12 protein-coding genes and 3 pseudogenes are annotated in these 11,915 nt (G+C 71.7%); 9 read left to right on the plus strand and 6 right to left on the minus strand.

All coding sequences use genetic code 11. The annotated features are described in order from the left end of the window. Window positions 1-3 precede the first annotated feature (3 nt). On the plus strand, window positions 4-423 hold the full coding sequence (locus ACXJMZ_RS27650; protein ID WP_457032763.1) for a hypothetical protein: 420 nt from the start codon (window positions 4-6) through the stop codon (window positions 421-423). A gap of 139 nt (window positions 424-562) precedes the next feature. Here the strand turns inward: ACXJMZ_RS27650 and ACXJMZ_RS27655 are convergent. After that, window positions 563-954: pseudogene (locus ACXJMZ_RS27655) on the minus strand (IS982 family transposase); the annotation flags it as partial. A 54-nt stretch (window positions 955-1,008) separates the two neighbouring features. Between ACXJMZ_RS27655 and ACXJMZ_RS27660 the strand changes: the two are divergent. After that, a complete protein-coding gene (locus ACXJMZ_RS27660; protein ID WP_457032773.1) occupies window positions 1,009-1,524 on the plus strand; it encodes a putative immunity protein in 516 nt (171 codons plus the stop codon). A 201-nt stretch (window positions 1,525-1,725) separates the two neighbouring features. Here the strand turns inward: ACXJMZ_RS27660 and ACXJMZ_RS27665 are convergent. Together ACXJMZ_RS27665 and ACXJMZ_RS27670 are read right to left on the minus strand one after the other, a co-directional pair. Continuing rightward, a pseudogene (locus ACXJMZ_RS27665) lies at window positions 1,726-1,878 on the minus strand (Lsr2 family DNA-binding protein); the annotation flags it as partial. Window positions 1,879-1,935: 57 nt separating this feature from the next. Then, window positions 1,936-2,427, minus strand: a pseudogene (locus ACXJMZ_RS27670) (SMI1/KNR4 family protein); the annotation flags it as partial. A gap of 422 nt (window positions 2,428-2,849) precedes the next feature. Here ACXJMZ_RS27670 and ACXJMZ_RS27675 point away from each other — a divergent pair. Together ACXJMZ_RS27675 and ACXJMZ_RS27680 are read left to right on the plus strand one after the other, a co-directional pair. Next, a complete protein-coding gene (locus ACXJMZ_RS27675) occupies window positions 2,850-3,053 on the plus strand; it encodes a cold-shock protein (RefSeq protein ID WP_057233722.1) in 204 nt (67 codons plus the stop codon). A gap of 245 nt (window positions 3,054-3,298) precedes the next feature. Beyond that, complete coding sequence (locus ACXJMZ_RS27680; protein ID WP_457032764.1) at window positions 3,299-4,198, plus strand: Vgb family protein; 900 nt, start codon at window positions 3,299-3,301, stop codon at window positions 4,196-4,198. A gap of 97 nt (window positions 4,199-4,295) precedes the next feature. Here ACXJMZ_RS27680 and sph read toward each other — a convergent pair whose 3' ends face one another. From sph to ACXJMZ_RS27695, 3 genes are all read right to left on the minus strand, one after another. Next, on the minus strand, window positions 4,296-5,273 hold the full coding sequence (sph, locus tag ACXJMZ_RS27685) for a sphingomyelin phosphodiesterase (protein WP_457032765.1): 978 nt from the start codon (window positions 5,271-5,273) through the stop codon (window positions 4,296-4,298). A gap of 130 nt (window positions 5,274-5,403) precedes the next feature. After that, on the minus strand, window positions 5,404-6,459 hold the full coding sequence (locus ACXJMZ_RS27690; protein ID WP_457032766.1) for an SDR family oxidoreductase: 1,056 nt from the start codon (window positions 6,457-6,459) through the stop codon (window positions 5,404-5,406). A 74-nt stretch (window positions 6,460-6,533) separates the two neighbouring features. Next, a complete protein-coding gene (locus ACXJMZ_RS27695) occupies window positions 6,534-7,106 on the minus strand; it encodes a TetR/AcrR family transcriptional regulator (protein WP_457032767.1) in 573 nt (190 codons plus the stop codon). Window positions 7,107-7,274: 168 nt separating this feature from the next. Between ACXJMZ_RS27695 and ACXJMZ_RS27700 the strand changes: the two genes are divergently transcribed. From ACXJMZ_RS27700 to ACXJMZ_RS27720, 5 genes are all read left to right on the plus strand, one after another. Beyond that, window positions 7,275-8,105 carry an ABC transporter ATP-binding protein gene (locus ACXJMZ_RS27700; RefSeq protein WP_457032768.1) on the plus strand — a complete coding sequence of 277 codons (831 nt, stop codon included), beginning with the start codon at window positions 7,275-7,277 and terminating at the stop codon, window positions 8,103-8,105. Next, the gene (locus ACXJMZ_RS27705; protein WP_457032769.1) at window positions 8,102-9,391 is read left to right on the plus strand and encodes an FtsX-like permease family protein; all 1,290 of its coding nucleotides are present in this window, start codon (window positions 8,102-8,104) and stop codon (window positions 9,389-9,391) included. The genes ACXJMZ_RS27700 and ACXJMZ_RS27705 overlap by 4 nt, the downstream gene beginning before the upstream one ends. A 29-nt stretch (window positions 9,392-9,420) precedes the next feature. Further along, window positions 9,421-10,716 (plus strand): sensor histidine kinase, encoded by a 1,296-nt coding sequence (locus tag ACXJMZ_RS27710; protein ID WP_457032770.1) that lies wholly within the window; start codon window positions 9,421-9,423, stop codon window positions 10,714-10,716. 58 nt (window positions 10,717-10,774) lie between these two features. Beyond that, complete coding sequence (locus ACXJMZ_RS27715) at window positions 10,775-11,428, plus strand: response regulator (RefSeq protein WP_457032771.1); 654 nt, start codon at window positions 10,775-10,777, stop codon at window positions 11,426-11,428. Between the two features lie 208 nt (window positions 11,429-11,636). Continuing rightward, window positions 11,637-11,915, plus strand: a 279-nt coding sequence (locus tag ACXJMZ_RS27720) for a hypothetical protein (protein ID WP_457032772.1), incomplete at its 3' end; no start/stop codon positions are given.

Raw genomic sequence — 11,915 nt, forward strand, 5'->3', positions numbered from 1 at the left:
ACCATGAACAAGATCCGAAGTGCGGTCGCGGTCGCATCGGCACTGGCCGCCGTACTTGCCGCTGCCCCCGCCGCTGGGGCGTCGGACAAGCCGGTCGTCGTCGAGAAGCTCTGCTCCAACCGTGGCGGGATCTTCTTCTGCGGGTTCGCCTACGGCTCCGGCGAGACCATCATGAAGACGGCGAAGGGCGAGGTGCGCTTCGTGATCGGCACGGACCACACGGTGTGGATCAACGACGACAACGGAGCGTGGGCATCCCTGGGCGGCGGCCCCTTCGTCAGGCAGGTGAAGATCCTCAACCACCGGGGCGACTTCAACTTCACCATCAGCTCCGTCGACGGCAACAACGTCACCTGGTCCCGGACCCTCACCCCATGGGACGGTTGGACCGCGTGGTACCCGGGCATTCCCAAGGGTTCGTAGTCCGAGGGGAGGGGGTGGGTGCGAAATTCGTACCCACCCCCTCCGGCGTATCTCCGGGATCCGGCGCAGTGGTGCTGACGGACCGCCATCTGCGGGCCCAGCAGCCGGTCCTACGTTGTTGGCGGGTCGGGCGAGGCCGTCGTTTGACGGTCTCGCGGGAGCATCCGCACTCCACCGGCGTGGAGTCCGTGATCTGCACGTCGTTGCTCCACGCCGAGGTGTCGGTGGCCGGCAGTCGGATCACCCGACGCAGCAACTCGGCGGCCTGGCGGAGGAGCTTGTTGTAGCCGTGCTGCTTGGGCAGGTACGGGAAGAGATGCTGCAGGTGGGAACGGGCGTGGCGGATCCACCTGGCCTCGGAGGTGAACCCGAGCATCGCCTGCACTACCGCCGACCTGACCAGTTCGGCGTCGGTGAGCTGCGGGGCAATCCGCACGGCAGGCCGCCACGGCGCGAGCCGCGGAGAGGCCTTCGGCAGATCGTCGGTCTTCGCATAGAGTGCGGTCGCAAGGTGTCCAACTCTGTCTTCACACACCGACGTTGGACGCTCTCGTCCTATGCGCGCAACCGATCGCTTGGAACACCGTGATTCTTCCCAAAGATCGTGACCCCCGCTTCATCACCATCCGTCGTGGGGGAACGCTTACGGACTCCGACCATCGGCTCCTGGCTCTGTGGGCTGCCACGTGCGCGGAGCACGTTCTGCACCACTTCGTGTCGGCACAGCCCTCGGACCCGCGACCCCGTGAGGCGATCGAGCAGATTCGGGCATGGACGCGCGGCGAGATCAGGATGTCCCAGTCCCGAGCTGCGGGTGGCCATGCCATGGCTGCGGCAAGAGAGTTGAGTGGAGCCGCTCGGCACGCTGCCTATGCTGCCGGCCAGGCGGCGGTGGTGGCGCACGTCGCCGCACACGAGCTCGGCGCTGCGGCCTACGCGATCAAGGCCGTGCGTGCGGCGGCCCACGGACGGCAGGGCGAGAGCGCCGGCCGGCTCGAGTGTCGTTGGCAGCGCGAACAGCTTCCGGAGGTGATTCGTGAACTCGTCCTGGACGACCAGCGGTTGCGAAACGAGATCTGCTGGTCGGTCTTCGAGTGTTGACGGGCGTGACGGCTTGTCTACACTGCCCATTCGAATCGACCCTCCAATGCTGCCCCGCAGAAGCTCGTGGAGGGGTGTTGGGCCGGGCTGCGTATTCGTCGGTGAAGATGGACGGCGCGGACTGACGGCGTCAGGAGCCACCCAGGGCACCAGTCCGCTTGTGAGCCGCAGTCTTGGTCAGCCGCTTCGCGGCCGTGGCGCTCACAGGGATGCTTCATACGCCTCGCGGATGGAGGCAGGGATGCGTCCCCTGTCATTGACGAGGTAGCCGTTTGCGTGGGCCCAGAGTCGTATCGCCTCGCCCTCCGAACCGCGATCGCGCAGATTGCTTCCGGCGGTCTCCCTTGCGTTGCCTGAGGAGACCCCTTCCAGGTGGTCCGCTGCATCCTGGAAGAAGGCGAACAACGAGGTGAACCTTCCCTCTTCAGGCTCGGAGCCCTCGGACCAAGACCCGATGCTTCCGGTGCGCGTGTTCAGGAACCGTCCGTAGAAGCCGTCACTCTCTGCGGCGATCGGCACCCACTCACGGCGCCAGGACGGGCAGTCCGGGTTTTCGGAGGGTTCCATCTCCTCGATGCCCATCTTGTGGAGGTAGACACGCTGGATGTCCGTCAGCCCCAGAAGGAAGCCGCCGCTGGGGAGAACTCCCGCACATCCCAGCGCCACCAGGCACGAGCCGACGTCGGGTTGCCTCCCAGCACCGACGTCGTTTGTCAGAAGCCACCGTCGCATGTCGCTCGGCAGCTTCAGGCCCATGCGCCCTTCGGCATCGCTGATGGCTGTCGGGCTGCCTGGGCCGCCGAGGCCGGCGAAGACGCCGGGAGCATTCTGTTCGAGCCAGCTGGTGATTCGGCCCCACGCTCGGCCCACGTCCGCTGCCTCGTACGCCGGTATTTCGCTCATACGCGACCCCCAACGGAAGGAGCACGTCCGCCCGGGTTACTGGCCTCCCGGGACCGCAGGGCAGGCTCCAAGGTTCTGACGCCGTCGATCGAGAAAGAGGGCGACCGCTGATCATCCATGGGCAGACCGTACGGGGCTGCACTGACATGGACCCCTTGGGATTCCGTGCTGCTGCGGCCCAAGCCCGTACGCGTCGACGGGCCGCGAGGTTGCCCGCGGTGGGCTTGCGTACCCGTGTCGTCTGCGCAGCAGGACTCTCGGAGCGATAGCGTGGTTGCAAGGAGCAGTCGTGGTTCGCCGCTACTCGCTCGTGATCGCGGTTGCGGGCACATTGCTGGCCGGGACTGCGGCGGACGAGCCCGGTCGGATGCGGCACTCGCGCAGTGCGGGAGTCGGCGGCTGCGCATGTCGAGGAGAACAGCATGGCTACGGGCATCGTGAAGTGGTTCAACGCCGAGAAGGGCTTCGGTTTCATCGAGCAGGACGGTGGAGGCGCTGACGTCTTCGCGCACTACTCCAACATCGCCGCTCAGGGCTTCCGCGAGCTGCAGGAGGGCCAGAAGGTCGAGTTCGACGTCACGCAGGGCCAGAAGGGCCCGCAGGCGGAGAACATCCGCCCGATCTGATCAGTCCACATTCCGCGACGCCCCGCAGGCTGCCTTCGCCATCTGCGGGGCGTCTTTCTCGACAGGGTGCCGCTGGTCGGGTCGTGGGTGTCGGTTCAGGCACGCGGGTGCGACAACGCCTTCGATGCAGTCGTCAGCCGGCTTTCTGACGCACCGTAGGCTGGGAGCCCTGCTCCTGCACGCCGGACAGCTCGTCCGGATGGAGGGGCGGCTCCGTCGTCCTCCACCGGTGAAGGGACCTGCCCATGCTGCGCCGTCCGACCGTTTCGATCGCGGAGATCCCGGTCTCCGACCGCGCGGCCGGACCGTACGGAATCACGGCCGGACCTGATGGCGCCCTGTGGTTCACCATGGTCCACCACGGGCGGATCGGCCGGGTCACGGCCGACGGTGAGGTCTCCGCCCACCAGCTCGAACCGGCCACCGGCGGACCGTCGGTCATCACGGCGGGACCCGACGGCGCGCTGTGGTTCACCGAGTTCCGCGGTCACCGGATCGGCCGCATCACCACCACCGGGGACGTCACGTCCTTCCCGCTGCCGACGCCGGATGCCGGGCCGTTCGGGATTGCCACGGGACCCGACGGCGCGCTGTGGTTCACCGAGGCCAACGTCGACCGGATCGGCCGGATCACGCCCGACGGCCACGTCACCGAGTTCTCGCTGCCGCTCTCGGGAGCCTTCCCGTCGGCCATCGCGGCCGGGGCGGACGGCAGGATGTGGTTCACGCTGAACCAGGCGAACGCGATCGGCGCCATCGGCACCGACGGTGATGTCAGCGTCCACCCGATCCCGACCCCGGCGAGCGCCCCGGTCGGCATCACCGCCGGTGCCGACGGCGCGATGTGGTTCGTCGAGATCGGGGCCGGCCAGATCGGGCGGATCACGCCGGACGGCAGGATCGACGAGTTCGCCCTGCCCGACCGCGCGGCACGTCCGCACGCCATCGCAGCCGACGCCGACGGGACCTGCTGGTTCACCGAGTGGGGATCCAACCGGATCGGCCGGATCACCCTCGACGGCCGTATCGACGAACACGATCTCCCGAGCCCGTCCTCGGAGCCTCACGGCATCGCCCAGGGGCCGGACGGCGCCATGTGGACCGCTCTGGAGATCGGATCGGTCGCACGCCTCGCAGCGCTCTGAGCGCCCCGGACACGGACCGCCCAACGCGTCCGGTCGGGCCGCCCGCTGCTGATGGGCGACCCGACCGGGTGTCAGTTCCGTTGGTTCAGCGGGCTGTTCAGCCGCCGATCACCGGGTAGTGGTCGGAGAGGTCGCTGTACGTGTAGCTCTTGCCCCAGCTGCTGACCGTCCACGGCTTGCTGTGGAAGCGCAGCACCTCGTTGGTGTAGCTCTGCGGCCGGGCGTGGTCGGCCCGGTAGAGCACGTAGTCGAGGTCCTCCTTCGGCTCGCCCGGGTAGCGGTAGGCGGCGATCGAGTTGTCGACGGTGTCGAAGGAGTTCACCCAGCCGGTCCGGCTGGTGGCCGGGGCCAGGTTGCCGTTGCTGAGCATCGACGGGTACTCGGAGTCGTGCGAGTTCACGTTGAGGTCGCCGGTGATGATCACCGGCTCGCTCGCCGGGATGCCCTTGTTGTCGACGAAGGTCTTCATCGCGTTGAGCTGGGCGGCCCGGACGGTGGCGGGCTCGCCGCTGGAGCAGCCGGTGTCGGTGGACTGCAGGTGGGTGCCGAGCACGTGGGTGCGCTGGCCGTTGACGTTCAGCACGGCGTAGACGAAGCCCTTGTTCGACCACCAGTCGGCGCCGCAGGCGTCCTTGAAGATGTACTGCTCCTTGCGCAGGAGCGGCCACTTGCTGAGCAGCATCACCCCGCCGTCCTCGGGGGTGGTGGAGCTGTAGCTGCCGCCGGTCGCATCCCAGCCGCTGGTGGAGCGGCCGACCACGGGGGTCTGGTACGGGTAGGCCGACTTGGCCAGCGAGAGCAGCTTGTCCGAGGTGGCGTTGTCGAACGCCTCCTGGAGCACCACCACGTCGTTGCCCTGGAAGAACGGCGCGGCCGCGATCTCGGTGGCCCGGTGGTCCTGGCCCCAGTTGGGGTAGAGGCTGGTGCTCATCAGGAAGGTGTTGTACGTGAGCACCTTGAGCGGCGCGACGGTGACGGGCGCCTGCTCGGCCTGCGCGGCGGGGGCGGCAGCGAGCGTGCCGAGCAGGGCTGCCGCGGCGAGGGCGGCTGCGCGGCGGACGGACGTGTGGGGCATCGAAGCTCCGGAATGAGGGTGACGGGGGCTCGTCAAGCGACGAGGTGTTGGCTAGTCAACTCGGGCTTGTTCACGCGCTTCAAGACGTCGGGAGAGCATTCGATGAACTCGGCTTGAACTAGACCTACTGTCAGGTACGTACCTGGAGGGAGCGAGGGTCGTGGCCGAAGTCGTCGGCGACCAGACGGTCGGCCCAGCGGCGGAGGGCGTCCGCGACCGGTGGGTGGCTGAGTCCGGCGGCGGTGGCGAGCCGGTCGGCGGAGGCGGTGTCGTAGCGGTCCTCGGAGAGGAACGAGAGGGTCTCCGGGTCGGCGCCGGTGAGTGCACGGGGCAGGCGTCGGACCAGTCCGACCGGCACTCGCAGGCGGGGCGCGCGGACGCCCAGGTGGTCGGCCAACAGGGCGATCAGGGCCGGGAGTTCGGGGGTGGCCGGGTCGAGCACGGTGTGCTGGTGCAGCGGGCCCTGGTCGTGCTGCGGGACGGCGGCCAGGAAGCGGGCCAGGTGGTCGATGGCCACCACGGGGACGAAGGTGCGACGGCTGCCCGCGAGGGCGGGGAGGCGGCCCCGGTACAGCTGCTCGACCAGCGGGGCCAGGCCGATGTACTGGCCTGCCTCGCCGGTGACGGAGTGTCCGATCACGGTGCTGGGGCTCACCACGCTGAGCGGCACGCCGAGTTCGGGTGCGAGGGCTCGGACGGCGCTGTCGCCCTCGATCTTCGACGCCTCGTACGCGCCGAGGCGCCGGTACAGGCGGTCGGCGTGGGCCGGTGGCAGGGGGGACGGGTGGCCGGCGACCCGGTAGCCGGAGAGGTGCATCAGGCGGCGGGTGGCAGGGCGGGCGGCGGCCCAGCGCAGCACGTTGACGGCGCCGTCCCGGTTGGCGGTGCGGGCCTCGTCCTGGGGGAGGCCGAAGCGGAAGCGGGCGGCGAGGTTGTGGATGTCGCGGACGTCCGCCAACTGTTCGAGGTCGGCGGGGGAGAGGCCGAGGTCGGGGCGGGTGATGTCGGCGGCGACCGTGCTGAGGGTGTCGGTCGTGGTGCCGTGCCCGCTCAGCCAGTGGCGGAGCTCGGTGTCCCGGCCATCCCGGACGCCGACGGCCACCAGGTGTCCCTGGTCGAGGAGTTCGCGCACCAGCCAGCGGCCGATGAAGCCGTTGGCGCCGAGGACGAGCGTGGTCGCGGTCATGTGTTCTCCTTGAATAGACCGGTCTACATAATTTATGGATGGGGAGGTGCGCGAGTGGTGGCCCCGGGGCGGGATCAGGCGAGCAGCAGCTCGGCCGAGCGGGCGGCCTGGTCCAGCGGGAGGCGGCTGTGCTGAACCCGGGCCAGCAGCAGGGCGCCTTCGAGCAGCGACAGCACGGCCCCGGCGGTGACGTCCGCCCGGTCAGTGGAGTGACCCTCCGTCACCAGCAGCTCCGCGAAGGCCTGTTGCCAGCCCGCGTAGGTGTCGGCGCACAGGCGGCGGAGCGGTTCGTTCGAGGCCGAGATCTCCAGGGCGACGGTGGCCAGCGGGCAGCCCTTGCGGTAGCCGGACTGCTCCATCCGGTCGGCGAGCAGGCCGATCAGCCGGCTGATCACCTGCGCCGACCCCGCCGTGCGGGTGTCCCGGAGCAGCTCGATCAGGTCGCTCATCTCGCGCCCGGCCTCGGTGAGCGCCTGGGCCACCAACTGGTCCTTGCCCTCGGGGAAGTGGAAGTACAGCGAGCCGCGCGGTGTGCCGCTCTCGGCCAGCACCAGATTCAGCCCGGTGGCGGCGTACCCCTGGGCCTCCAGCAGATCCCGGGTGGCCCGCACCAGTCGGGCCCGCGTCTCCTCGCCCTTGGCTCCCATGGCGATGAGAATAGACCGGTCTGCATATTCTGGGCAACCGGCTTGGGGCGACAGGGGTTCGGTATTTCCGAACCCCGGAGTCGGGTGGCTGCCCCAGTGCCTCGTTGACCCGCGGTTCCGTAGCTTCGGAGCATCGTCGGCGACCGCCGGCCACCGAAGGAGACAACGATGCCCGACCGCGAACCGCCCACCCCGCCGGACGCCCTGCAGCTGCACGGCGTGACCCGGCACTACGGACGCGGCCGCAACGCCGTGCACGCACTGCGCGGCATCGACCTCCGGTTGCCCCGCGGCAGCTTCACCGCCGTGATGGGACCGTCGGGCTCGGGGAAGAGCACCTTCCTGCAGTGCGCCGCCGGGCTGGACCGCCCCTCCAGTGGCTCGGTCCGGCTGGGCGGGCAGGAGCTGACCGGCCTGCGGGAGCGGCGGCTGACCCGGCTGCGGCGGGCCCGGATCGGCTTCGTCTTCCAGCAGTTCAACCTGCTCCCGGCCCTGACGGTCGAACAGAACGTCCTGCTGCCGCTCCGACTGGACGGCCGCCGGGCCGACCACCGGCGGGCCGCCCGTGCGCTGACCGAGGTCGGCCTGGCCGGGCGAGCCGGGCATCGGCCCGGCCAGCTCTCCGGCGGACAGCAGCAGCGGGTCGCCATCGCCCGCGCCCTGATCACCGAACCCGAGGTGGTGTTCGCCGACGAGCCCACCGGCGCACTGGACTCCGTCACCGCCGCCGAGGTCCTCGGCTTGCTGCGGCGCTCGGTCGACACCCACGGTGCCACCGTGGTGATGGTGACCCACGACCCGGCCGCAGCGGCCTGGGCCGACCGGGTGCTCGTCCTCGACCACGGCCGGATCGTGGCCGACCTGCCCGGCGCCCACGGCGGGGAAGAGCACCGCGAGGAGGCAGCCCGCCGGATCGCCGCCCGGATGCGTACCCTGACCGCCCGGCCAGACCTGACGGCCCGACAGGTCCCGGCAGCCCGACAGGGGGCGGCGGCGTGACCACCGGCCTGGCCCGCGCCTCGCTGCGCTCCCGTCCCGCCGCCGCCGTCGGGGTGTTCGCCGCGCTGGTGCTGGCCGCGACGGTGATCACCGCGTCGGTGGCGATCCTGCTCACCGCTTCCGCCGCGCCGCCGTCCCCGCAACGCGAGGACCTGACCACCATCGGGATCGGCTTCACCCTGGTCACCGTCTACCTCTCGATCTTCGCCACTGCCCAGGTGGCCGCGCTGGCGGTGGCGCAGCGGCAGCGCGAGACGGCGGTGCTGCGCGCGGTGGGTGCGAGCCCCTGGCAGGTCCGGCGCGCGGTCGCCGCCGAGACGCTGCTCACCGCCGTCCCGGCGCTGCCCGTCGGCTACGGTCTGGGCGTGCTGCTGGCCCGGTGGTGGTTCGGTGCGATGGCCGACCAGGGGCTGGTGCCGCCCGGTCTCCGACTGACCGTCAGCTGGCCGCCCGGCGTGGCCGCGGCGGTCGTCCTCACCGTCACCTCCGTGCTCGGCGGCCTGCTGGCCGCGCAGCGTGCGGCCCGGTCCCGGCCGGCCGCCGCGCTCGGTGAAGCGGCCGGACCCGGTGGTGGACCGGTGGTGCTGCGGTCCGTGCTCGCGCTGGCGGCGCTGGCGGGGGCGGTCGTACTGCAGTCCGCCGTCGCCGCCGAACCGGCCGAGGAAGCGTCCGAACACGTCCCGTTGCTGCTGCTCGCGTACCTGGTCGCGATCGCATTGGCGGGTCCGGTGCTCGGGCGGCTGGCGGCCMCGGCGGCCGCCGTGCCGTTGCGCCTTTTCGGGGCGCCCGGGGAGCTGGCGGTGGCCAACAGCCGGGCCCGGTCCCGGCGGCTGTCGGCGGCGATCACGCCGGTCACGCTGGTGGTGGCCTTCACGCTGGCCAGGCTCGGCAGCCTGGTGGGTGGTCAGGAACCGTCCTGGATCGACCTGTTCGCCACCGTGCTCTACGCCGGGTTCGCCGCGCTGGTCGCCGCCGACACCCTGGTGATGCTGATGCTGGAGCGCCGCCGCGAACTCGCCCTGCTCCGCCTGATCGGCGCCGGGACCGGCCAGCTGGTGCGGATGGTGCTGCTGGAGTCGGTCATCGTCACCGCCACCGCGCTCGGGCTGGGCACGGCGGTGGCGAGCGCCGCCGTGGCGCCGTTCGGCGGCGGGGGACCGTCGGACGTCCCGGGCCAGGTCCGGGTCGGGGTGGCGGTCGCCGTGGCGGTGCTCGTTGTAGGGTCCTCGTTCGGCCCCCTGGCCCGGCTGCTGACGATCCGTCCGGCGGCCGGTGCGTCCCGGTGAGGGCAGCGGTGTCCGGCGGAGGTGGTGACGTGACGGAGCGGACGCGGATCGGCAGGGCGCTGCACGCCCTCGGCGTACCGGCGGGCCGGGAACTGCTCTACGCCTTGGCCGCCCCCGTCCTCGGCGTGCTCGGGGCGCTGCTGGTCTACCCGCTGCTGGCCGTCGGCCTGGTGCTGTCGGTGACCCACCTCGGGCTGCCGCTGCTGGCCGGGGTGCTGACCGTGGCGCGCTGGATCGGCGGCCTGCACCGCCGCCTGCTGGCCGGGCTGCTGGGCGAGTCCGTCCCGCCCCCGCGCCGCCCCGAGGCCGAACGGGCCGGGCTGGTCCGGGCCACGCTCACCGACGGCTCGCACTGGCGGACGGTGGCGTACGTGCTGCTGGCCGCGCCGCTCGGCGTGCTGGTCCTGCTGGTGACGGTCGGGCTGCGGCTGTACGGGCTGGCCGCCGTGCTGTACCCGTTCTGGTGGCGGCTGGTCAGCGCCGACGGGCACCGGGGCCTGAGCCTCGGGAACTGGGCCTTGGACAGCGCGACGAAGGCGCTGGCGGTGGCCGCCGCCGGGCTGGCCACCACCGCGCTGGCCGGCTGGGTGAGCCATCGGCTGCTGGCGCTGGTCAGGTACCTGGGCCGGACCCTGCTCGGGCCCGGCAGGCTCTCCGAGCGGGTCCGGGACCTCGAGGAGAGCCGGGCGCTGGCCGTGCACAACTCGGCCATGACGCTGCGCCGGATCGAGCGCGACCTGCACGACGGCGCCCAGGCCCAGCTGGTCGCGGTCACCCTGGCACTGGCCTCGGCCCGGTCCCGGCTGGACCGGCGCGACCCCGACGGCACCCTCCAGGAGGCGGACCTGGCGCGCGGTCGGGAACTGGTCGAGCAGGCGCTCGGGAACGCCAGGACTGCCATCACCGACCTGCGCGACCTGGTGCGCGGTATCCATCCGCCGGTCCTGGACACGGGCCTGGACGCTGCGTTGGAGACCTTGGCCGCCCGTACGGGCGTGCCGGTCCGGCTGCGGACCGAACTGGCCGGGCGGCTGCCCGAGGCGGTCGAGACCATCGCGTACTTCTGCGCCTCCGAGCTGCTCAACAACGCCGCCCGCCACTCGGGCGCGCCGCTGATCGAGCTGACGGCGGAGCACCGGGACGGCGCCCTGCTGCTCCGGGTCCGGGACGAAGGGCGGGGCGGGGCGGTGCTGGTACCGGGTACGGCGGGCGGCGGCAGCGGACTGTCCGGGCTGGCCGAACGGGTCCGGGAGGTGGACGGGACGCTGCGGATCAGCAGTCCGGCCGGCGGGCCGACCACCGTTACGGTGGAGGTGCCGGTCTGACCCGGCGTCACCCCGGCGCCGAGCGGCCATCGGCGACACCGGGAACGTTAGGCTCCAGATGCGCATCGTGATAGCCGAGGACGCCGCCGTCCTGCGGCACGGCATGGTCCAACTGCTCGACGAGCGTGGCTTCGACGTGGTGGCGGCGGTCGGTGACGCCCGGGCGCTGCACAGCGCCGTCGCGGAGCACCGGCCGGACGTGGTGGTGGCCGATATCCGGATGCCACCCGGCCACACCGACGAGGGACTGCGGGCGGCCATCGAACTCCGACTGGAGTTCCCGGAGTTGGGCGTGCTGCTGTTCTCCCAGTACATCGAGACCCGCTACACCGCGCGGCTGCTGGCCACCGGGGCGTCCGGGATCGGCTACCTGCTCAAGGACCGGGTCGCCGACGTGGACGACTTCGTGGACGCGATCCACCGGGTGGCGGCGGGCGGCACCGCGCTCGACCCGGAGGTGGTCTCCCAGCTGATGGCGACCCGTCAGCACAGCAGCGGCGTCGATGCGCTGAGTCCGCGCGAGCGGGAGGTGCTGGTGCTGATGGCGCAGGGGCTGACCAACGCGGCCGTCGCCGATGCGCTGACGGTCACTCAGCGGGCGGTGGAGAAGCACGTGGCGGGCATCTTCGCCAAGCTGGCCCTGCCCCGGACCGATACCGAGCACCGGCGGGTGCTGGCCGTGCTCCGCTACCTCGGCGCGGCGCCGAGGTGACGTGGCCCGGCGGGGACGCGTGCGGTGCCGCGCGGCGTTCACGTGGCCCGGGCCGGTCGTTCGCCGAACAGGGGTTGATCTGGCGTCAGGGAGGCCCTTCACTTGTCATGGCGCCGACGCTCCTGCGCGCGGCGGCGCTGTTCCGCACGCTCCACCGCACCGTGCTCCGATGCTCCGACACCTCACCCGACGAGTCTGGAGATCCCGCATGCCCCACTTCCGTCTGCGGCGCACCGTCGTCGCACTCGTGACCCTGCCCCTGCTCGCGCTCGGCACGGGCCTGGCCACGGCCGCACCCGCTCCCCACGCCACGGTCGGTCAGGCCCCGGCCGCCACCCGGGTGTCGGTGATCGAGGACGAGGTCGCCCGTACCCTGGCGACCGCCCTCACCGACCCCGCCCTGCGCGAGCGGCTGCGGGCCGCCGCCGCCGACCCCGTCGCACTCGCCCCGCTGGCCGCCGCTGTCCCCGGCCCCGCCGCCCGGCGG

This window comes from Kitasatospora sp. P5_F3 (assembly GCF_054049135.1).